We start from the raw sequence: 21,563 nt of genomic DNA, 5'->3' as shown, positions 1-21,563 counted from the left end.
GGCGGCGGTTCAGCGGCGGGCGACGAGGGCGTAGTCCTGGCCGACGAACAGGCGTTCGAGCAGTTCGGCCGGGATGCCGGGCGGCAGCGCGTTGTAATCGACGGTGCCGCGGGGATGCAGGCGCAGGATGTCTACGTTGGCAAAGCCGTGGCTTTGCACACGGAAGCGCGTCGGTTCGGGCGGCAGCGGGCTGAGGTGGGTCGGATCGTTGTAGAAGTTGCAGCTGCCGACGATGAAGTTCTCGGGGTTCGGTGTTTCCAGGATGAGCAGTCCGCCTGGGCGCAGGGCGTGCAGTGCCGAGGCAATCAGCCGGTCGAGCAGTTCGCCGGGGATGTGCTCGATCAGGTGGAAGGCGGTGATCAGGTCCAGGCTGCCCGCTGGCTGTCGGGCCATGTAGGCGACGGCATCGTCGTGCAGGACGTCGAGCCCTTTGTGTTGGCACAACTCGCAGACCACCGGGTTGAGGTCGACGCCATGGCCATCGAAGCGCTGGTCGCGCATGAGTTCGAGCCATTCGCCGCGGCCGCAGCCGATGTCGAGCACCTTGGCGCCGGCTTGCAGGCCGGCATCGGCCAGCAGCGGCAGGTAGTCCTCGGCGAACTGGTCGCGGACCTTGGCCGGATGGCCGCGGAAGTGATCTTCGAAGGCGACGTAGCGGGCGGCGTCGCTGGCTGTCGTGGGGGCCTCGGGGAGCGGACCTGCGGGCGCTGCGGGTGTGGCCGGCGGGCTCGTCTGGGGGAGCGCCGCGCCGCGGTCGATCAGGAACTGGATCCACTGGGTCTGCATCTGGATGGTGCTGCGACTGACTCGCAGGTCATCCTCGAGGCTTGCAATGCGGGCTTCCATGCGTTGCAGGTAGTGGATGTCCTGTTGCAACCTTTCTTCCCGGTGACGGTGTTCCTGTTCCTGCAGGGTGAGGGTCGTGGTCAGCCGCTGAAGGTCCTGCCGCTGGGCGTCGGATTGGGCGCTGAGTTCGGAGAATCTGGCGGCCAGGGCATCGTGAGCCGTGTGCGCCCTGTCGCCGTGGCGGAAAGCGTCGTCGAGGCGCTCCTGCAGGTGGTCGCGGGCATGGGTCAGTTCGTGACTCATGAACCACTGGTTGCGGGTATAGAGCTGCAGGAAGTCGCGCCATGCATTGATCTGGGCCAGACCGGCGGTGCGTTGCTCCCGGAAAAGCAGTTCATAGATGCGAAGTACGAATTTTCTGACCGCTTTGAAGCGCAACAGCGGTAGTTGCTCAAGCCGGCCGGGCAGGCTGCTACGTACTTGGTACTTGCTGGCGGCTTGTTCCAGGTGAGATTCGATCAGTGCGATCAGCCGCTCCATGTCTGGAGCGGTCAGCCGGCTGCTTTCCTGGCCGGGGCTTCGCTTGCGTTGCTCGAAGGCTTGCTGGAAGGCCTGTTCGGCTTGTTGTTTCAGTTCATCGTTGCGCATTGATAAATTCTCTTGGCATTTCGGCTTGTGCCGGCATGCGCCTTTTCGTCGGCTGCGATGATAACCCGCCACCTGGCCTTGTCGCACTCGACGGGCTTGTTGGAGAATCGATTTGATATAGTCTGGGCGACCTTGATAACCAACTGTTTCGAGCTGTCGGCCGGCGTTTATAGTGTGTCTGCCGGATTATGACAAGTATGGGATTTTCATGCGTTCACTCAATCTGGCTTATGAGCCCAGGCTGGATCACATCCGCTGTTTGGCTGCGTCGATGTTGTTCCTGTTTCATCTTTATCATTTGAACTATTTGCACTGGCAGCCCGCATCGGATCGGCCGTGGCTGGGGCTGTTGGTCGAGGGGCATACCGGCGTGGGCCTGTTCTTCACGCTGTCGGGCTTCCTGTTCATGTCGATTGCGCTGCATTACGACCATCTGAATTATGCGGATTTCGTGCGCAACCGGTTCCTGCGCATCTTTCCGCTTTTCGTAACGGTGTATTTCATCGCCATTTCGGTAAGCCGTGACCGCTTCAATGCGCAGGATGTGCTGTACCTGTTCTTTTCCAATCTGGGGCAAGCGCCGACCTCGAATTCCTTCATCACGGGGGCGGCGTGGACGATCTCGGTGGAGTTCACCTTTTATCTCGTGTTTCCCTTCCTTGGGCGGTTTGCCAAGGAGCAGGGGGTGCCTTATCTACTCCGGTTGCTGGCCTTGATGCTGGTGTTCAAGGTGGGTGCCTATTTTGTCACCGAGCGCAGTACCCACATGTTTTATTCGACGCTGGTGGGGCGTTTCGATCAGTTCCTGATCGGCATGCTTGCCGCCATGCTGTCTGCGCGCTGGAAGCAGCAGATGGTGCGCTACGGCACGCCCCTACTGGTTGTGGCGGCGATCCTCGTTGTTGCGGCATGTACGGCCCAGGCCCGTTATGCCAGCTATTTCCTGCCGCAGCCGAAACAGGTGTTCTGGATCTTCTGGTCGTTCATCGAATCCGGTTGCTGGGCGTTGTTCATCTGCGCCTGGCTGGCGGCACCGCTGCGCATCCCGGTGTGGCTTGATCGGGCCTTGTGTCGCGGGGGCGAGATCAGCTTCTCGTTCTACCTGCTGCATGGCCTGGTGCTGTTCATCCTCCACGAGTTGCTCGGGGAGTTGAAGATCACCGGCAGGGTCTGGCTGGATGGCGGTGTGCTGGTGCTGATTGCTTATCCGCTGGTGTGGATTGTGGCCAACCTGAGCTACCAGGCCATCGAGAAGCCTTTCCTGACCCTGCGTCGCCGCTACGGCGAAGGGGCAGCCTGAGGTGCAGGGCGACGGCCCGGCATGGCCGGGCCGCCTGTCCTGAGCTCGTCGGTGTTCAGGCTGAGGTACGGGTTTCGGTCGTCAGCAGTTCGGGATGGACCTCCAGCATCGCCACGCCGGCGAAGTGGTAATCGCTGCGTTCGGCTACCTGGAAGGTGATGGCTTGATCCCACCAGTCGTAGTTGTCGCCGATGTGGGTGTGGGCGCTGTGCAGCGCCAGGGTGACGCTGTAGCTGCCCGGACCGAGGTTGCAGGCCGGTAGGCGGAAGGCCAGGCGGTGGCGGGTCGGGCCCGGTTCCACCGGGAGCGGCAGGCCGAGGTGGAAGGTGTTGGTGCCGAAGATGTCGTTGCCCAGACGGTCGCGGATCATCATGCCCAGGGTCAATTCTTCAAGCGGTGCGTCGATCCTGAAATCCACCTCGAGGGTGATCGGCGTGCCGGCCGTGAAGATCGTCGCAGGTTGACCATTGATCAGGATCTGCCCGTCCAGCAGCTTGGCTTCGCCGGTGCCGGAACGGGTCTGCCCGCCCTGCTGGGCGATGTGTTCGCCGTGCTCGTCGGCGCGCGCCTCGTCCAGCGCGATCAGCGCGTTGTAGTAGTCGAAGATCTCGTCGGGCGAGGCGTCCATTGCGATGCCGCCCTTTTCGATCAGGATGGCGCGGTCGCACAGGCTCTTGATCGCCAGGGGGTCGTGAGACACGAACAGTAGGGTGACGCCTTGCTCGCGGAAGCGCCGGATCCGTTTGAAGCACTTGTGCTGGAAATAGGCATCGCCGACCGACAGGGCTTCATCGACGATCAGGATGTCGGGTTGGGCGGCGGTGGCGACGCTGAACGCCAGCCGCACTTGCATGCCGCTGGAGTACGTGCGGACCGGGTGGTCGATTGCCTCGCCGATCTCGGCGAAGGCTTCGATCTCCGGCATCAGGCGGATGATCTCGTCGCGCTGCAGGCCCAGCATGTAGCCCGCCATGAAGACGTTCTGGCGCCCGGAAAAATCAGGGTGGAAGCCCATGCCGAGTTCGAGCAGGGCGGCGACGCGCCCTTCCAGCTCGACCTGCCCCTCGTTGGCCTTTGTGGTGCCGGTCAGGACCTTCAGAAGGGTGCTCTTGCCGGCGCCGTTGCGGCCGATGATGCCGACGGATTCACCCGGGCGGATGCGGAAGTTCAGGTCGCGCAGTACCCAGCGGGTCTGGTGCTGGGGATGCCGGCTGAGGCCGAGCCATTCGATCAGGCGGTGATGGGGCGCAGGGTAGTGCTTGAAGCACTTGCCCAGGCTGCTGACGCTGATGGCACCTTTCATAGTTCGTCCAGAATCTCGAATTGCAGGCGGCGATGGATCAGCGTGGCAAGCATGGCCAGCGCGACGACCCACAGGCAGGGCGCGGTCAGCTCGCCGAGGGGCGGGAGCGTCATTTCAAGCAGCGCGCGCTGGGTGAAGCCGGCGATGTGGAAGAAGGGGTTGGCACGGACCACCGGGAGAGCCCATTCCGGCAGGACCGACGCGGGGTAGACGATCGGCGTGCACCAGAACAGCAGTTGCAGGCCGGTCCCCAGGAACGGCCCCAGATCGCGGAAGAACACGAACAGGAAGGACAGCGCGTAGCCGAGGCTGCCGGCGATCGCCGTCGTCAGCAGCCAGCCGATCAGCAGGGCGAGTAGCCCCGCGACGGACAGCTGCGAGGATGCGGCGAGGAATAGTACGAACAGGGCCGTGATGATGGCCCAGTTGATACTGCCCGAGATGACTACGATGGCCGGCAGGGCCAGACGTGGAAAGCGGGTCTTCTTGAGCAGCCCGCCGTTGTCGATGAAGATGGACTGGCAGCGCTGGGTGATCTCGGTGAACAGGTTCCACAGCAGCAGTCCCGAGCACAGGTAGATGCTGTACGCGAAGGGCGTGTTGTTGCCGGGCAGCCGCGAGTGCATCACGTTGGAGAAGACCAGCGTGTAAACCAGGATCATCGTGATCGGCGGGATCAGGAGCCAGGTTGCGCCGAGGATGGAGCCCCGGTAGCGCAGGTGGAATTCCCGCAGGACGCTGGCGAGGATGAAACCCCGATGGCGCCAGATTTCCTTGGCGTGCAGATGTATTTGCATGGATGGGTCGGGTAGGAAGGCTAGGTCGCCCAATGGCCCAGTGCGGGAATGTGCCAGAGGCCGATCGCGTACAGGGCTCCGAGGAGGTTGGCGAACTGGTCGTGCCAGCAGAAGCCGCTGCCGAAGTGTTCGTCCCAGATCTCCTTGGCGTAGCCGACGCTCAGGGTCAGGACGGCGCTGGTCCAGGCATCGAAGCCGGCGACCATGAAGAAGAGCTGGATGGCGAGGCTATAGAGGAAGTGCTTCTGTTTGTCTTCCTCGCCTGCACGAACCTTCAGATAGGTGATGAGTCTGCGGGGCAAGGAGGTGGAGGGCCGTTGAACGACTTCTGGATGAGCCATTGCCTTTGCTCGATGCTGGAGCAAAGGCAGCATTATATTATGAAGTCCATTAATATGCGGCTGCCTGAACGGCGGGCCCGTTTGTGACTTTCGGATATTCAATGCGCGTATTGCATTTCTACAAGACCTTCCTGCCTGACACCACGGGTGGAGGGGAGCAGGTCATTCGCCAACTGTGCCTGGGAGGGGCGGCGTACGGTATCGAGTCGCGCGTGCTGACTTTGAGCCGCAAAGGCGGGCCGAGCGAGTTGGAGGTTGATGGCATCCACGTGACGCGTTTGCCTCAATCGGTCGAAATCGCGTCTTGCCCAATGACTTGGAGAGGGATGGATGTTTATAGGCGCTTGGCCCGCTGGGCCGATGTCATTCACCTCCATTATCCGTGGCCGTTCGGTGATTTGGTGGCGTTGCTGGGGCCGCAGCGTCCGATCGTCATTACCTACCACTCGGATGTGGTTGCCCAGCAGCGTCTGATGCCGTTTTATCGGCCGTTGAAGAATCGTCTGTTCAAGCGGGCTTTCCGGGTGGTGGCGACCTCTCCTCAGTACGCAATGAGTAGTCCGGTTCTGCAGCGCTGGGCCTCCAAGCTCGAGGTCGTACCGCTGGGGATCGATCCGGACTCCTATCCGCAGCCGGATCCACAGCGGCAGGAGGCCTGGCGTGCCCGGCTGGGGGAGGGGTTCTTCCTTTTTGTCGGTGTGTTCCGCCATTACAAGGGCTTGCCCTTCTTGCTGGAGGCGGTGAAGGGCACGGGGCTGCAGGTGGCGATGGCTGGAGAAGGTCCATTGTGGAATGGGATTGCGGAGCAGGTGCAGGGTTGGCCGAATGTGCATCTGCTCGGGCGTATCAGTGACGAGGACAAGATGGCCCTGTTGTCCCTGTGCCGTGGGGTCGTTTTTCCATCCCATTTGCGGGCCGAGGCCTTCGGCGTGTTTCTGCTTGAGGCCGCCATGCTGGGCAAGCCGATGATCAGCTGCGAGATCGGAACGGGGTCGAGCTACGTCAATGTGGATGGCGAAACCGGGATGGTCATTCCGCCGCAGGATCCCTTGGCGCTACGTAATGCGATGCAGCGCTTGGCCGACGACTCCGCACTTGCGGAAGAGCTTGGGAGAGGAGCGGCTCGTCGTTTCGACGAGCTGTTCCGTATGACCAAGGTCAATGCGGCGTATGCGGAGGTCTACCGCGCTGCGCTCAAGGCGTCGGCATAAACCTGCACGGTTGCGTCTACGCAGCCGTCCCAGCTCATGTCGATGGCTCGGAGCGGGCCGTCGCGACTCAGGCGGTCGCGCAGCATGTTGTCTTCGAGCAGGCGAGCAAGCTGTTCGCTCAGTTCAAGTACATCGGCCGTGTTGCAAGTCAAGGCGGCGTCGCCGGCTACTTCCGGCAAGGAAGAGGCATTGCTCGTCAGGGTGGGAATGCCTGAGGCCATGGCTTCCAGTGCCGGCAGGCCGAATCCTTCATAAACGGATGGATACGCGCAGGCCCAGGCGCCGGCATATAAGGCTGGCAGATCGGCCTCCGGAACGTAGCCGAGGCGGATCACCTCGCCCCGGCTTTCCAGGGCGCGCAGGCGCTGGCTGATGTTTTCGTTGAGCCAGCCGACTGCACCCCCGACGACGATGGGATGGCGCTTGCGCACATTGTCGGGGAGGCGGGAGAACGCGTCGAACAGGCGCAGCAGGTTCTTGCGCGGCTCCAGGGTGCCGATGGCAAGGATGTAATCCTTCTCTTCCAGGCCGAATTTGCGGCGCACCGGCAGTGTTTCAGTGGCATTCATCGGATGGAAAACCGGGTCCACGCCGTTTTTGACTGCGACGACCTTGTCGGGCGGCAGGCCAAAATGTTCCAGGACTTCGCCACGGACAAACTCCGAGACAGTGATGATGCGGACTGCCCGTTCGAGGCTGTCGGCGAGGCCCCGTTCGAGATGCTCGACGGCGTCCGGGCGATGAAATTCCGGATGGCGCACATGGGACAGGTCGTGCACGGTGACTACCAGAGGGTAACGGACACGGGCTGCGATGTAGCGGGGTTCGTGATAAATCACGTCTTTGCTGGAGACCGCGGGGCGACCCTGTTCGCGGGCGTTGCGGACATGTTCGTAGGTGCGCCGCAAAAGGCTCTGGAACGGTAGTTTCTTGGCAACCCGGAGCCAGCGTGGTTCTGCCCTCAGGCGACTTGCCAGATCGACTTCACGGCCGCCAGCGAGTGCTTCGAGGCGTGCGATTCGCGGGTGGGTCTGCAGGCCAGTGGCCAACCGGAATGCGTATCGTCCGATTCCCGTAAGGGGCGGGTAAATGCAATCGGCATTGATTAGAATGTGCACGCCATGGACCAGAAAAGAGAGAGGCGGAGAATGTTAGCTGATCTGCGACGCGGATTTGTCGCGTTGATGCTGCCGGTGTGCTGGGGGTGCGTGCTGGTGCCAGCCTGGGCTGGCGAGCCGATAGCGCCGCCCCCGCTGTTGCTGGCCGAGACGATGCGTGGTGACGTGGACGTCACGCGCTACTGGGTCAGCGAGAAGCTGGATGGGGTGCGCGCCGTGTGGGACGGAAAGATGCTGCGTTTTCGTAGTGGCCGTCAGGTCAACGCTCCCGCGTGGTTCACTGCGGCACTGCCGCCGGAACCACTCGATGGTGAATTGTGGATGGGGCGGCGACGTTTCGAGGTGCTGTCCGGTATTGTGCGGAAGCTGCAGCCCAGGGACGAGGATTGGCTGCAGGTGAAATTCATGGTTTTCGAACAGCCCAATGGGCGTGGTGATTTCACCGCACGGATCGAGGCCTTGCGTGGGTTGGTGGAGCAGGCTGGGGTTCCGTGGCTGGAGCTCGTCGAGCAGTTCCGTGTAACCGACCGCCAGGCGTTGCAAGAGAAACTGGATGAAATCGTCTCGGCAGGAGGCGAAGGCGTGATGCTGCATCTGGCCGACGCGCCGTACCTGACCGGTCGAAGCGACGTCCTCCTCAAGCTCAAGCCACTGCGAGACGCAGAGGCGACCGTCGTCGCTCATGTGCCGGGGCGTGGCCGGCTGACCGGGATGATGGGGGCGCTGCAGGTCGAGACGCCGGAGGGGCGGCGCTTTGAGATTGGCACCGGCTTTACCGATGCGCTACGTCGTGATCCACCGGCGGTAGGCAGCGTGGTGACCTACCAGTATCGTGACGTAACGAGGAATGGCGTGCCGCGTTTTGTGAGTTATCTGCGTCGTCGCGTGGAGCCCTGAAAGATACGGCTATTGAAAAGCGGTCGGGAGAGGGCGTGGAGGGCACGGGGCACTTGCACTTGTCCGACTCTAACGCGAAACTTCGGGCGCCATGAACGATACCCTTATTATCAGCGGCACGACGCTCGTGCCCGAAGTTAACGTTGCTCAGCACACGGCCGCAGGTGCGTGCGTGGATGAGGTGCTCGAGTTGCATGCTGTCGAGGCGGAGTCCATCGGTTGGTGGCCTTTGGGTGAGGACGCCTATTTCCATCCTGTAGACAGATCCGGCGTCGGTGTGACCGTCATCAGTGTGGTCGGCCTCCCCGAGGATGCCCAGGAGGGTGTCCCGACTTTGTTGTTGGTGTGATCTCCGATGAGTGAATTGCAGCGTTTCACCACCGAGTATGTGGACGTGGAAGACCGCATCCGTCTGAGTGGCGAGATCGCGCCGGGCGAGGCTCAGATCCTGTGGCTGACCCGGCGATTGATTGGCCGCCTGCTCCCTCATCTCTGCGAGTGGCTTGAGAAGCAGCATGGAGTCGGGAATCGGCAGATGGACGCCGGTATGGCCAATGTCATGCAGGGGTTCGCCTTGCAGGCTGCGCTGCAGGCGCTCGTGCCCCAGGCTCCGGTGCGATCGGAGAAGGCTCGGTGTAGCTGGTTGGTGCAGGCGGTGGACATTTCCGGGGGTAACGACGCAGCGCTACGTCTCGCCTTCCGTGGAAGAGAGGGCGAAAGGGTGATGTTGACCTTGCCGCCGCAGGCTCTACGGCAATGGTTGGGTATCCTGCACAGTCAGTGTAGCGTGGGAGGGTGGCCCTTGGAGGCCTGTCCCCCCTGGTTGGCAGAGTTGGCATCGGGCGGCACGCAGAGTCCGACAAGCTTGCATTGACGCGCAGGGCGCTGACTACCCCATGAGGTGATCGGGGATAATGCAGCCTTCCGCCTCGTATCACTGATTGTATTGCCCTCTCGTAGCGACGACCCCAAGAGTTCGCTTCCCGTGCTTCCTGAAATTGTACCCGCATGAACATTCTGATCATTCATCCGCATTTCCCCGCCCAGTTCTCTCATTTGGCGCCGGCACTGGCCAAGGCTGGACACACTGTCGTTGCACTGACCATGCAGGCCTCGACCGCAACGCAGTGGGAGGGTGTCCGCCTGGTTCCGTTTGCATTGCAGCGTAGTGCTACGGCAGGTGTGCATCCGTGGCTGGCTGAGCTGGAGGGCAAGATCGTTGTTGGCGAGGCCTGTATGCGCGCAGCTGTTGGCCTGAAGGCCGAGGGTTTCGAGCCTCAGGTGATCCTGGCTCATTCGGGTTGGGGGGAGGGTTTGTTCGTCAAGGACGTCTGGCCGGAGGCTCGTTTAGGCATCTGTTGTGATTATTTCCGACAGTCTGCCGATGGGGATTTCGATGCAGAGTTCGTGGAGCAGGATCCGCTTCGTGAGGGAAGCTTGCGGGTGCAGCAACTGGCTCAACGCCTGCAGTTCGATCGGGCGGACCAAGGTATGGTACCGACCCGCTGGCAGGCCGACTCCTTTCCAAAAGCCTGGCGCGACCGCCTGACTGTGGTGCCTGAGGGGATCGATATCGATGCACTGGGGCCCAAGGAAGACATCAGCCTGACCCTCAACGGACAGTTGAGCTTGACGCGGCAGGACGAGGTGATCACCTTTGTTTGCCGCGAACTGTCACCCCAGGTCGGTTTCCATGTTTTCATGCGTGCGTTGCCAGATATCCTCAATCGTCGGCCGCACGCTCATGTGCTGATTGCCGGTGGTGATGGGGTTGTCGCAGGAGCAGCCGGTGGTCGGGGCTGGCGGGAATCCCTGATTGCCGAGTTGAGGTCCCAGGCTGCTGAGGCCGACTGGCGCCGGGTGCATTTCGTCGGTGAGTTGACTGCCCCCCAGTGGGTCGGTCTGTTGCAGCTGTTGACGGTGCATGTCCAGATGCGTTATCCCTCGGCGGTTCCTGCTGGTCTGCTGGAGGCGATGGGGATCGGCTGTGCCGTCGTCGGCAGCCGGACGGCTCCATTGGAGGCGATCATCCAGGATGGTGAAACCGGGCGATTGGTGGATTTTTTCGATAGCCGGGGGCTGGCCGATGAAGTGTGTCACCTGCTTGACGCGCCCGAGGAGCGGGCGCGGCTCGGGCGACAGGCCAGGGAGTTCGTCCGTAAGAACCATGATGCGCGGACAGTATGTCTTTCCCAGCAACTGGCTTGGGTCGAAGGGCTTGCTGCGGTGTCGTCGGCGTCTCCGCTTGGTGCGGACGAACTACGTAACAGCCTGAAGGATATCCTCGCGCTCTTGTGAACGTAGGAGGCGTTCGGGGCCGAGTCCTGTGGGCCCCGGAGCCATTCGCCTCCAGGCTGCTCGTAGGGTTCAGCTGCGCGGTGTTTCCAGCCAGTTGTTGATGGTCTGGATTTCCTTTTCGTTGAGGGAGCTCACCAGCCCCTGCAGGCGGACGCGGGCGAGGATGTAGGTGAGACGGGCCTGGACCAGATCGCGTTTGGTGTTGATCAACTGTTGCTGGGCGTTGAGGATGTCCACCCGGCTGCGAGTACCGGCAGGGAGGCCCTTCTGGTTTGAGTCGAGTGCCCGTTCTGCGGAGCGTTCGGCCTGTTGCAGGGCCTGGATCTTGGCGATGCCTTCGGTAATGTTCTGAAATTCCTTGCGTACCTGCAGGCTGATTTCCCGGCGGCGCCCTTCGTATTGCTGTTCGATTTTCTGGATGTTGGCGCGGGCTTGACGCATTTGCGAGGAAACGTAGCCACCGGAGAACAGCGGAATGCTCACCTGCACGCCAGCCTGAGAGGTCAGGTAGCGGCTATTGATGGACACGTTGTTGTCGCTTTCGCTCATGCTCCGCTGGACGAACAGGTCGGCCGTTGGGTAATGGCCAGAGCGGGCTTTGGCGAGTTCCTGGTTGGCTGATTCCATGGAGGCGCGTAGGGCACGCAACTCGGGGTTGGTCTCTTCTGCACGCGCGATCCATTCCTCTACATTGTCCGGGAACGGTGGGGTCAGTTCCATGCGGGCTGGCACCAGATCGGCGACGGCTTCCACGGGCTCGTTGACGATGACCTGCAGGGCTCGGCGGGTGTAGCTGAGGTTTTGAAGGGCTTCCAGTTCCTGGGCGATGGTCATGTCGTAACGGGCCTGGGCGTCGTCCACGTCAATGACAGTGCCTTGTCCCTTGGCAAAGCTCTGCTTGGCTGCGGCCAGCTGCAAGCCGTAGGCATCCTTTTGGGCCATGACCAATGCGTACTGGGATTTGGCCATCAGCGCATCGAAATAGCTACCGGCCATGCGAACGACAAGGTCCTGCAAGCTCTTGTCCAGGCTGGCTTCGGCGGTTTCCACGTCGGATTTTGCCTGACGGTAGAGCGCGAAGTTGTACTTGCGGAACAGCGGCTGGCGCAGGCTGATACCGTAGTTGCTACTGAAGTATTCGTAGTTGGTTTTGCCTAAGACGCCCAGGGCGTTTGGGGAGCGCTGTTCCGTGATGTTCTTGCTGCGGGACAGATTGCTGGAGACATTGGGCATCAATTGGGCGAGGGCCTGGGGCACGGCTTCCCGGCGAGCGTCGGCGTCGGCACGGGCTGCTTGATAGCTGGCGTCCTGGCTGAGGGCACGCTCATAGGCTTGCATCAAATCGATGGCACCGGCCGGCGCGGCGGCCAGCGCCAGGCTGAGTGCGCCAGTCAGGCGTGACAGGCTGGTAGCGGGCAGGAGGCGGATGAGGGGGCGAATAACGGACACGACTTATTCCTCTTTCATCGATGCAGCGAGGCGCTTGATCAGCGGATGTAGCAGATAGTTGAGCACGGTACGTTCGCCGGTCTTTATGACGACTTCGGCGGGCATGCCAGCCTGCATCTGGCGATCACCCAGTTCCTTCATGCCTTTGTCGGTCAGCGATATGCGAGCCAGATAGTAGGAGCTGGCGGGCGCATTGGCACTGGGGGGCTCGGTGATCAGGTCGGTGGAAATGGAATCCACCTTGCCCTCCACTACCAGCGCCGGGGAGTGGGCGAAGGTGGAGAAGCGTACGTCGGTCTCCTGACCCGGTTTGAGGCGATCGATGAGGTGGGGGGGCACGTGGGCCTCAAGCAGCAGGGATTCGTGGCGTGGCACGATGTCCATCAGCTTCTGGCCAGGTCCGATGACGCCGCCGACAGTCTGGGTAGTCAGGCCAACGACCTGCCCTTCTACCGGAGAGCGGATGGTGGTGCGGGTCAGTTCGTCGGTAGATGCTTTCAGCTTGTCGGCATCGGCTTGAACTTCCCGACGTACGTCTGCAAGCTGACTGTCCACTTCCTTGCGGTATTCCTCCTGACGCTGGCGGGCACGGGCGCGGGCCTCGGCGATACCCTGGCGTGCGCGGAGGATATTGCCTTGCAGATCGGCCATGGCACCGGTGGAGTCAGCCAGCAGGCGCTCCAATTCCAATTGCTTGTTGCGCGGGGCGTAGCCCTCCTTGACCAGATCGCGGACGCCGCTCAGTTCTTCTTGAATGTTGTCATGCTGAGCTTTGCGGCTCGCCAGCAGGCCTTGGTAGCCCTGGATAGAAGCTTCCAGGCCGCGGATACTCTCTTCGTAGGCCAGTTGGTCGGCGGCTAGCGCATTGCGGCGCGACTGGAACAGACTTTGTTGGGTGTCCAGGGTCTGTTTTACCTGAGGATCGCTGGCTACCTTCTGCAGGTCGGGATGGAAGCTGATCCTGGTTTGTCCTGTCTGCTCGGCAACCAAACGGCCTTCCATCGCACGGACGGTCAGGTAATGTTGGCGGACCGATTCGAAATTGGCCTGGGTGCTTGCGTCGTCGATGCGTATTAGGGGGGCTCCAGCCTTCACGAACTCACCTTCCTTGACGAAGATCTCTGCGGCGATGCCACCGGTCAAGTGCTGGATGGTTTTGCGCTTGGTATCGATCGTTACGCTTCCGGAGGTGGGGACGCCTTCGTCGAGGGGGGCCAATGAGGACCATAGCAGGAAGCCACCCAAGCCAATGCCGAGAACCCAGAGGCCGATACGGGCGGGGCGCTTGGTGTCAGTGGGCAGCGGGGCTTCCGTGTCCTGGGGCTGCTGAGCTGCGACGGGTAGGTCGCTGGAGTGGGAGGCGGTTTGATTGACCATAACGGTTTCTCTGGAAAATTTCGGGGGCGACTGGGATCAGGCAGGCTGGGCCGCGGGGCTGTGGCCCGGCTGGATGGATGCTTGGGCCTGCAGTGTGGCTATGACGTCGGCGCGGGGACCATACAGGGCGATGCGGCCATCGTTGAGTACCAGCAGGCGGTCGGCAGCGTTGAGGATGCTGGGCCGGTGGGTGATGACGATGACGGTGCTGCCCTGTTGCTTGAGATCCTGGACCGCTTTGAGCAGTGCGGCTTCGCCAACATCGTCCAGGTTGGAATTGGGCTCATCGAGCACCAGCAGTCTCGGGTCGCCGTACATAGCGCGGGCCAGGGCGATGCGTTGGCGTTGACCACCGGACAGCTGTCCGCCTGCCTGGCCCATCTCCGTATCGTAGCCATTGGGAAAGTGCAGGATCATGTCGTGCACGCCAGCGCGCTTGCAGGCACGGATGACCTTGTCCGGTTCCACATCGCCAAAACGCGCGATGTTCTCGGCGATCGTGCCTTCGAATAGTTCTATGTCCTGGGGAAGATAGCCCAGGTGGGGGCCGAGGTCGTCCCGTTCCCAGCGCTCCAGCGGCACGCCATCGAGCAGCACGCGTCCATCGGTATAAGGCCAGATGCCGATCAGCGTGCGAGCCAGGGTGGATTTGCCAGAGCCGGAGGGGCCGACGATGCCGATGACCTCGCCAGCCGGGAAATCCAGGCTGAGATCCTTGAGAATGGCTTGAGGGCGAGCGGGGGCGGTGGCAATTACATTTTGCAGGCTCAGCTGCCCCTTGGGTTCGGGATGGACCAGGCAGGCGTCGCGCGGGGGGTTCTGGGCCAGGGTTTCTTCCAGGCGCAGAAAGGCCTTGCGGGCGGCCAGGAACGACTTCCAGCTCATGACTATCATGTCTACCGGTTGGGTGGCACGGCCGAGTAGCACGTTGGTGGCGATCATCGCGCCAGGGCTGAGCTCGCCGCGAATGACCAGTATTGCACCGGCCGCGAGGGCCAGGGACTGCTGGGTATAGCGCACGAATTTGGTCAGGGCCTTGACGCGCTCGGAAATGTCGCTGGCGTGCTGGTTGAGTTTCAGGTAGCGCTGCTGACGAGTCTTCCAGTGGGCGCGCAAATTGCTGAGCATCCCCATCGCTTCGATGACTTCGGCATTGCGCAGCTTGCTGTGGATATAGCCGTTGACCTGGCTGCCAGCTTCCTGCGCCGCTTCGAGGGAGGCGTGGGACAGGCGGTGGGAGAGCCAGGCAATGCCGATGAGGATCAGCGAGAAGATGACGCCGAGTGCGCCGAGCCAGGGGTGCAACATGAACAGCACGGCCAGATAGATCGGCGACCACGGCGCGTCCATCATTGCGAACAGCCCGTTGCCGGTGAGGAACTGTCGAACGTTGGCCAGATCGCTGAAACCCTGGGTGGGGTTTTTGCCCTGCTGCCGCAGCGCGGCTTCAAAGCTGGCAGCAAAAACGCGGGAGTTCAGTTTCTGATCGAGCTTGACGCCCAGGCGAACCAGCAGGCGTGAGCGGGACCATTCGGCAAAAGCCACTGCTGCGAAGCAAAACAGCATGACGATGGTTAGTACCGACAGCGTGACGAGGTTCTGACTGAGCATGACCCGGTCGAACAACTGCAGCATGTACATTGTCGGCGTCAACATCAGGATGTTGACCAGCACCGAGAACAACAGGCATACCGCGAACTCGCGGCGGAATGCCCACAGAATGGTGCGCAGCTCGCTGTGCTGGAAGGAGGAAGGAGTTTTCATCAGGGTTCGATGGGCGGAATATAAAGATCAGGCCGCGGCCGGCTGGGGGGCGGGCATGGCTTGCTGGGCGCCTTGCTGCAGGGCGGCGAGGACTTCGTCGCGAGGGCCGTAGGCCTTTACTTGACCGTCCTGAACCACGAGCAGGTTGTCCACTGCGACCAGCACGCTGGTGCGGTGGGTAATGACGATGATGGTCGAGCCTTGGGCCTTGAGGTTCCGCAGCGTATGAACCAGGGAACGCTCGCCGGCTTCGTCGAGGCTGGAGTTGGGTTCGTCCAGCACGATGAAGCGTGGGTTGTCGTAGATCGCGCGGGCGAGGCCGATGCGTTGGCGTTGTCCACCGGACAGTCGGCAGCCGTCGTCGCCGATGTTTGTTTCATAACCGTCGGGTAGCGACATGATCATGTCGTGAAGGCCGACGGCGCGTGCCGCTGCTTCCACCTTGGCCATGTTTACATCACCGAAGCGGGCGATGTTCTCGGCCAGTGCCCCGTCGAAGAGTTCAACTTCCTGCGGCAGATAGCCGAGGTGAGGGCCCAGTTCAGCCTTGTTCCATGGATAGATGTCTACCCCGTCCAGGCGTACCTTGCCGTTGGCCGCGGGCCACACGCCAACCAGTAGACGCGCCAGCGTGGATTTGCCAGAGGCGGATGGGCCGATCAGACCTACGACGGTGCCGGGGGGGACGCTGAAAGTCACGCCGCGCAGGATGGCCGCGTGGGAGCCAGGGGCGCCGGCAACCACATTTTCGACGGACAGTTGCCCCTTGGGTGCGGGCAGCGACATGCCGGCGCGCCGCAGCGTGACGTTGCTGAGGAGGGTGTTGAGGCGAGCATAGGCGCCCCGCGCCGCTACCACCTGTTTCCAGGCACCGATGACTTGCACGATCGGCGACAGCAGTTTGCCGCCGAAGGTCGAGGCGACGATGACCAGGCCACCGCCGTGGGGAAAGAGGCCGATGATGATGAACCAGACGCCGGCGCCGAGCAGAAGGGAGGACTGGGATTGCTGTACGAACTTGGATAGCGCCGAGTAGGTGCCGGCCTTGTCGGAGGCATGGGCTTGTTGGCGCAGCGTTTCGTTCTGGCGTTTGAGCCAGCGCTTGTGGATGCCGCTCTGCATGCCCATTGCTTCAATGACCTGGGCGTTGCGCAGGCTGTCCGCGGCGTAGTTCTGCGCAGCAATGGTGGAGCGGTTGGCCGCGCTGAGGGGCGCCTGGGTGTCCCTTTCGGTGAGCCACGCCAGGCCGACCTGGAGCAGTGCGCCCACGATGGACATCCAGCCCATTTCCGGATTGATGTAGAAGATTGCAAAGATATAGAGCATCGACAGGGGAACGTCGATGATCGCGGTCAGCGCATGGCTGTAGATGAAGTCGCGTAGGGTGCGCAGATCCTGCAGCACTTGAGCGGTGGCACCAGGAATACCGCGCAGATTGGCTTCGAAGACTGTATTGAAAATCTGCTCGTTGACGCGGTCGTCGAATTTCAGCGCGATCTGATGGAGGAGGCCGCTACGTACCCATTCCAGTGCCTCCATGACGATGTAGAGCAGGACGATCATCAGGGTCAGCATGCCCAGCGTCATCAGGTTCCGGCTGTTTACCACCCGGTCGTACACCTGGAGCATGTACACGGTAGGCGCCATGACCAGCAGGTTGATGAAGAAACTGAAGAAGATCACCTTGTGGAAGGCGGGTTTCTGCAGCAGCAATGCTTCGCGCAGAGCGGAGGGTTTTTCGCCGGGCTTCATGGCTGTTACCTGAAAGGGGGCTTAGATAGATGCCGACTGGGGAGCGTCCGCAGCCGGGTGTGGGAGAGGGGTGTCTTCGGAGACCAGAACGTATTCGGGCAGGTCGCCGTTCTCGTCGAAATTGGTGTCCGTGCTGTCATCCCCGCCCGACTGAGGAGCTGCAAAGGTGAAGGAGAGTCGGTAGCCGTTTGGCGTCTGGGTCAGCACGATTTCGCGCAGCTTGTTTTCCTTGAAGCGCTGTACGTCGGCGTCGGTGAGACCGAGCTGGAACTTCATGCGCCCGTCGAGGGTGTACATGGACAACTGGCCGACCTTGACGCTCAGTGTGTGGCGGTCGAAATACACCGGCAGGCTGGGCTGGAACTGCAACAGCGGTAGCGGCTTGTCGGGATTGCGGGTGACGTTGAACGGGCTTTGTGGATGCTGGAACAGTAGCCTACAGGTGCGCGATACCGAGTAGATCGCGTTGCAGACCATCTGGGAGCCGACTTGCGGGAAGCGTTCACGCAGACCTCGATAGGCCAGGTGGTGTAGCCCGACCCGGTTCCAGCAGCGGGTGTCCCGCACGATGGGTGCCAGTGCGTTGCACACTTCTGCCACCGCCCTCTGGAGAGCTGAGAGACGCTCCAACTGTTCGGGTTGAGCATGGAGGGGAATGTGCACGGAAAAGTTCATATAGGAGAATGTACCATAAATCCTCCTATATGAACTTTTTTGCCTTTGCTTCCTTCACTGTTGCAGCAGGAAAGGCTGTTGCCTGATACTGGGGCAGACTTCAGTTTTCAATGACAGGCAAGCATGTCCGATACATTGCGCTGGCTCGTCGTGCCGATGGCATGGCTGGCGGCTTGGCTGACCACGCGGGCATGCTGCCACCCCGCGAGTCGGCTGTATTTTCTGGATCACCCGAACGATCGCTCCCTGCATTCGCAGCCCATTCCGCGTACCGGTGGCGTCGGCGTCATGGCTGGTAGCCTGGTTGGTGTGGGGCTGACGGCGGCGTCTGGATGGTTGCCAGTCAACGTTTTGTTGTCAGTCGGCGGGGCGGGCGTGCTGGCCTTGCTCGGGTTGCTAGACGACCGTCACACCTTGCCGGCCCGCCTGCGTTTTCTCGTGCAGGTGCTGGTAGCTGCCGGCTTTCTGTATGGCGCAGGCTTTTCGCTGGGATGGGCGATGGGAGGCCTGCTGTTGGTGTCGCTGGTGTGGCTGGCCAATCTGTATAACTTCATGGATGGCTCGGATGGGCTGGCGGGGGGGATGGCTCTGTTCGGCTTCTCCGCCTATGCGGTGGCGGCTTATCTGGGAGGGCGCTTCGGTATGGCCCTTGCATGTGCGGCCGTCGCGGCCGGTGCGGCCGGTTTTCTGTTGTTCAATTTCCATCCGGCCCGCATCTTCATGGGTGATGTGGGTTCGGTGCCACTCGGCTTTCTGGCCGGGTCTCTCGGCCTGGTGGGCTGGGGCGGCGGTGCCTGGCCGTTGTGGTTCCCGCTGCTGGTCTTTGCCCCTTTCGTGCTGGATGCGACAGTCACGCTGCTGCGGCGTGCCTTGCGTGGCGAGAAGGTTTGGCAGGCCCACCGCAGCCACTATTACCAGCGCATGGTCCGTATGGGGTTGGGGCACCGGGGGACGGCCTTGCGGGCCTATGGTTTGATGCTTGGAACGGGCATTTCGGCGGTGCTGATATTGCCCTCAGGGTTTTCGCTGCAATGCATCACGCTTACAATGTGGGCAATCGTTTTTCTGGCGGTAGGTGTGTGGGTGGATCTGCGCTGGCGGCGTTTTGAAGCTGCTGAAGCCGTCAAGCCGTAAAGGAAGTTATGTCCCGGTCATTGCTGGTGTTTCTGTCGGACCTGTTCGGGGTCGCGCTGACGTGGTGGCTGGCCTATCTGATCCGTTTCAATACCGATATCCCCGTTGATTTCATGCCGGCCTTCGGTGTGGCACTGCCCATCGTGCTGTTCCTGCAGGGCATGTTGCTGCGGGCCTTCGGCCTGTATCGGGGGATCTGGGTTTTTGCCAGCTTGCCGGATCTACTACGCATCCTGCGTGCGGTGGGTGTCGCCACCCTGGTGACGCCCTTGGTGCTGGTCGTCGCAGTGCGCTATCACCCGACGGTGCCGCGCCTGATCTATGCGCTGCAGCCCTTGCTGCTGATCATGTATATGGGGGGTACGCGAGCCCTCTACCGGACCTGGAAGGAGTTTCGTCTGTATGGCGCGCTGCGTGCCCAGGGGCAGCCCGTCATCGTGATGGGTGCCGGGGAGGCCGCAGTGAATCTGATCAAGGATCTGTCCCGCTCGTCCGAGTGGCGTGTCGTTGGGCTGCTGGACAAGACGGGCGCGTGTGAAGGGCGGGAAATCTACGGTTACAAGGTGTTGGGTGCCTTCTCGGATCTGGCGCGGGTGGCGGCGGAACACCGCGTTGGTCACGCCATCATCGTCCTGCCCCATGAGCGCCACGAACTACGGCGCAGTGTGACCAGCATTTGCGTGCGGGCCGGCGTCAAGGCATTGACGGTGCCGGCCATCGAAGATGTGATGTTGGGTCGAGTGAGCGTGGGTGATGTCCGTCAAGTGGATGTGGAAGACTTGTTGGGGCGCGACCCGGTGCGTATCAATGCGGCGGAGGTCAAAGAGTATTTGCGTGGCAAGGCCGTGATGGTGACCGGCGCTGGCGGGTCGATCGGCTCCGCGCTGTGTCGTCAGATCGCCCGTTTCGAGCCGTCAGTGCTGATCTGCTTCGAACTGTCCGAATTTGCGCTGTATCGCCTGTGCGAGGAGTTCCACGCCTATTTTCCGAACGTACAGTTGGTGCCACTCGCCGGTGATGTCAAGGATGCGATCCGTGTGGACGAGGTGCTCAACCGTTACCGGCCTCACGTGATCTTCCACGCGGCAGCCTACAAGCACGTGCCGCTGATGGAGGACGACAACGCCTGGCAGGCAGTCCGCAACAACGCGCTGGGTACCTGGCAGGTGGCGCGTAGCGCGGTGGCCTTTGGTATCCCGCGTTTCGTGCTGGTGTCCACTGACAAGGCGGTCAACCCGGTCAACGTGATGGGGGCCACCAAGCGCCTGGCGGAGCAGGTGTGCCAGGCCTTGGCTGTCCAAGGGGGCACGCAGTTCGAGATTGTGCGCTTCGGTAACGTACTAGGGAGCGCTGGGAGCGTGATTCCCAAGTTCCAGGAACAGATTGCCGCCGGTGGGCCGGTGACCGTGACCCACCCGGAGATCACCCGTTACTTCATGTCGATCCCGGAGGCGGCCCAGCTGGTGCTGCAGGCAGGATCGATGGGCAAGGGGGGCGAGATTTTCGTGCTCGACATGGGCGAACCGGTGAAGATCGCCGAACTGGCGCAGGACATGATCCGCCTGTCCGGGCGTACTGAGGACGAAATCCGGATCGTATTTACCGGTTTGCGTCCCGGCGAGAAGCTGTATGAGGAAGTTCTGGCCGACAGCGAAGAGACCCGCGCCACCCATCATCCGAAACTGCGCATTGCGCGGGCGCTGCCGGTCGAGGAGGGCTGGCTCGATGCGCTGCTGCTGTGGCTGCGGCAGCGTCGTGCGGTGGATGCGCCTGAAGTGCGTCGGGAACTGCGTCGCTGGGTGCCCGAGTATGTTCCGGCCAACCAGACTGCGCCGCATCTGCGGTCGGTGGCGCAAACCGCCGGAGGACATTGAAAATGGCAACTTATGCGATCGGCGACATCCAGGGCTGTTTCCAGTCCCTGACCGCACTGCTCAACCGCGTCTCCTTCGATCCGGCTCACGACCGCCTGTGGCTGGTCGGTGATCTGGTGAACCGTGGGCCGGATTCCCTGAACACCCTGCGTTTCGTGCGCGATCTGGGGCCGGCAGCGGTCACCGTGCTGGGCAACCACGACCTGTATCTGCTGATGGTGGCCTACGAGGCGATTCGCAACCGGGGCAGGGACGACACCATCCAGGCCGTGCTCGATGCGCCGGATCGGGAGGTCTTGTTGGGTTGGTTGCGTACGCGTCCCCTGATGCATGTCGAGAACGGTTTTGCGATGGTCCATGCCGGGCTGCTGCCGGGCTGGACGGTGGAGCAGGCGCGGGCGCTGGCTCGCGAGGTCGAGGGCGCACTGGCCGGGCCTTATCACGCGGATCTGCTGCATAACATGTGGGGCAGCGAGCCCGCCGCGTGGAGCGACGATCTGCGCGATTACGAGCGGATGCGGGTGATCGTCAATGCGATGACGCGCATGCGCTTCTGCACGGCGGATGGCGTGATGGACTTCAAGGTCAAGGGCGAGGTTACCAAGGCGCCGAAGGGCTATCTGCCCTGGTTTGAGGTGGGAGGGCGCAAGAGCGCCGATACCACCGTTGTCTTCGGCCACTGGTCGGCGCTGGGCTTGCGTATCGAGCCCAATCTGATGGCACTGGACTCCGGATGTCTATGGGGGCGCGAGCTGACCGCCGTGCGTCTGGAAGACCGGGCCGTGTTCCAGGTGGCCTGTCCGGGTCTGGCCCACGGCAAGCCCAGGCCTTCCTGAACG

Annotated in this window: 19 protein-coding genes; 9 read left to right on the top strand and 10 right to left on the bottom strand. The window is 62.0% G+C overall.

From position 1 onward, the window contains the following. Positions 1 to 9: 9 nt before the first annotated feature. Positions 10 to 1,434 carry a class I SAM-dependent methyltransferase gene (locus AC1PPK_RS01380; protein ID WP_481116060.1) on the bottom strand — a complete coding sequence of 475 codons (1,425 nt, stop codon included), beginning with the start codon at positions 1,432 to 1,434 and terminating at the stop codon, positions 10 to 12. A 172-nt stretch (positions 1,435 to 1,606) separates the two neighbouring features. Between AC1PPK_RS01380 and AC1PPK_RS01375 the strand changes: the two genes are divergently transcribed. Next, the gene (locus tag AC1PPK_RS01375) at positions 1,607 to 2,734 is read left to right on the top strand and encodes an acyltransferase family protein (protein ID WP_481116059.1); all 1,128 of its coding nucleotides are present in this window, start codon (positions 1,607 to 1,609) and stop codon (positions 2,732 to 2,734) included. 55 nt (positions 2,735 to 2,789) lie between these two features. Here AC1PPK_RS01375 and AC1PPK_RS01370 read toward each other — a convergent pair whose 3' ends face one another. From AC1PPK_RS01370 to AC1PPK_RS01360, 3 genes are read right to left on the bottom strand one after another with little or no spacing between them, the layout of a single operon-like run. Beyond that, positions 2,790 to 4,037: an ABC transporter ATP-binding protein gene (locus tag AC1PPK_RS01370; RefSeq protein WP_481116058.1), complete on the bottom strand. Its 1,248-nt coding sequence runs from the start codon at positions 4,035 to 4,037 to the stop codon at positions 2,790 to 2,792. Beyond that, positions 4,034 to 4,834, bottom strand: a complete 801-nt coding sequence (locus AC1PPK_RS01365; protein WP_481116057.1) for an ABC transporter permease — start codon at positions 4,832 to 4,834, stop codon at positions 4,034 to 4,036. The genes AC1PPK_RS01370 and AC1PPK_RS01365 overlap by 4 nt, the downstream gene beginning before the upstream one ends. A gap of 20 nt (positions 4,835 to 4,854) precedes the next feature. Then, positions 4,855 to 5,136, bottom strand: coding sequence for a hypothetical protein (locus AC1PPK_RS01360; RefSeq protein WP_481116056.1), 282 nt, complete (start codon positions 5,134 to 5,136; stop codon positions 4,855 to 4,857). A 140-nt stretch (positions 5,137 to 5,276) separates the two neighbouring features. Here AC1PPK_RS01360 and AC1PPK_RS01355 point away from each other — a divergent pair, with 140 nt between their 5' ends. Continuing rightward, a complete protein-coding gene (locus AC1PPK_RS01355) occupies positions 5,277 to 6,386 on the top strand; it encodes a glycosyltransferase (RefSeq protein WP_481116055.1) in 1,110 nt (369 codons plus the stop codon). Here AC1PPK_RS01355 and AC1PPK_RS01350 read toward each other — a convergent pair. Continuing rightward, on the bottom strand, positions 6,356 to 7,504 hold the full coding sequence (locus tag AC1PPK_RS01350) for a glycosyltransferase family 4 protein (RefSeq protein WP_481116054.1): 1,149 nt from the start codon (positions 7,502 to 7,504) through the stop codon (positions 6,356 to 6,358). The two genes, AC1PPK_RS01355 and AC1PPK_RS01350, sit on opposite strands and share 31 nt — an antisense overlap. Before the next feature lie 30 nt (positions 7,505 to 7,534). Between AC1PPK_RS01350 and AC1PPK_RS01345 the strand changes: the two genes are divergently transcribed. From AC1PPK_RS01345 to AC1PPK_RS01330, 4 genes are all read left to right on the top strand, one after another. Next, positions 7,535 to 8,401 (top strand): DNA ligase, encoded by an 867-nt coding sequence (locus AC1PPK_RS01345; RefSeq protein ID WP_481116053.1) that lies wholly within the window; start codon positions 7,535 to 7,537, stop codon positions 8,399 to 8,401. A gap of 91 nt (positions 8,402 to 8,492) precedes the next feature. After that, complete coding sequence (locus AC1PPK_RS01340) at positions 8,493 to 8,750, top strand: hypothetical protein (protein WP_481116052.1); 258 nt, start codon at positions 8,493 to 8,495, stop codon at positions 8,748 to 8,750. Between the two features lie 6 nt (positions 8,751 to 8,756). Then, positions 8,757 to 9,275, top strand: a complete 519-nt coding sequence (locus AC1PPK_RS01335; RefSeq protein ID WP_481116051.1) for a hypothetical protein — start codon at positions 8,757 to 8,759, stop codon at positions 9,273 to 9,275. 134 nt (positions 9,276 to 9,409) lie between these two features. Next, positions 9,410 to 10,699, top strand: a complete 1,290-nt coding sequence (locus tag AC1PPK_RS01330; RefSeq protein WP_481116050.1) for a glycosyltransferase — start codon at positions 9,410 to 9,412, stop codon at positions 10,697 to 10,699. Between the two features lie 69 nt (positions 10,700 to 10,768). Here the strand turns inward: AC1PPK_RS01330 and AC1PPK_RS01325 are convergent, their stop codons facing one another. From AC1PPK_RS01325 to AC1PPK_RS01305, 5 genes are read right to left on the bottom strand one after another with little or no spacing between them, the layout of a single operon-like run. Continuing rightward, complete coding sequence (locus AC1PPK_RS01325) at positions 10,769 to 12,148, bottom strand: TolC family outer membrane protein (RefSeq protein ID WP_481116049.1); 1,380 nt, start codon at positions 12,146 to 12,148, stop codon at positions 10,769 to 10,771. A gap of 3 nt (positions 12,149 to 12,151) precedes the next feature. Then, the gene (locus AC1PPK_RS01320; RefSeq protein WP_481116048.1) at positions 12,152 to 13,525 is read right to left on the bottom strand and encodes an HlyD family type I secretion periplasmic adaptor subunit; all 1,374 of its coding nucleotides are present in this window, start codon (positions 13,523 to 13,525) and stop codon (positions 12,152 to 12,154) included. Between the two features lie 36 nt (positions 13,526 to 13,561). After that, positions 13,562 to 15,289 (bottom strand): type I secretion system permease/ATPase, encoded by a 1,728-nt coding sequence (locus AC1PPK_RS01315; RefSeq protein ID WP_481116047.1) that lies wholly within the window; start codon positions 15,287 to 15,289, stop codon positions 13,562 to 13,564. A 27-nt stretch (positions 15,290 to 15,316) separates the two neighbouring features. Further along, on the bottom strand, positions 15,317 to 17,041 hold the full coding sequence (locus tag AC1PPK_RS01310; protein WP_481116046.1) for a type I secretion system permease/ATPase: 1,725 nt from the start codon (positions 17,039 to 17,041) through the stop codon (positions 15,317 to 15,319). Positions 17,042 to 17,062: 21 nt separating this feature from the next. After that, a complete protein-coding gene (locus AC1PPK_RS01305; RefSeq protein ID WP_481116045.1) occupies positions 17,063 to 17,704 on the bottom strand; it encodes a hypothetical protein in 642 nt (213 codons plus the stop codon). A gap of 135 nt (positions 17,705 to 17,839) precedes the next feature. Between AC1PPK_RS01305 and AC1PPK_RS01300 the strand changes: the two genes are divergently transcribed. The 3 genes from AC1PPK_RS01300 to AC1PPK_RS01290 are packed head-to-tail and all read left to right on the top strand — an operon-like array spanning position 17,840 to position 21,560. Then, positions 17,840 to 18,850 (top strand): MraY family glycosyltransferase, encoded by a 1,011-nt coding sequence (locus AC1PPK_RS01300; protein WP_481116044.1) that lies wholly within the window; start codon positions 17,840 to 17,842, stop codon positions 18,848 to 18,850. Between the two features lie 8 nt (positions 18,851 to 18,858). After that, on the top strand, positions 18,859 to 20,724 hold the full coding sequence (locus AC1PPK_RS01295; protein WP_481116043.1) for a polysaccharide biosynthesis protein: 1,866 nt from the start codon (positions 18,859 to 18,861) through the stop codon (positions 20,722 to 20,724). A gap of 2 nt (positions 20,725 to 20,726) precedes the next feature. After that, a complete protein-coding gene (locus AC1PPK_RS01290) occupies positions 20,727 to 21,560 on the top strand; it encodes a symmetrical bis(5'-nucleosyl)-tetraphosphatase (RefSeq protein ID WP_481116042.1) in 834 nt (277 codons plus the stop codon). The last annotated feature ends 3 nt before the right edge of the window (positions 21,561 to 21,563 follow it).

This window comes from Zoogloea sp. JDB1, from assembly GCF_056724025.1.
The sequence above is the reverse complement of the archived record's forward strand: the minus strand, read 5'-3'. Positions and strand labels throughout refer to the sequence as shown.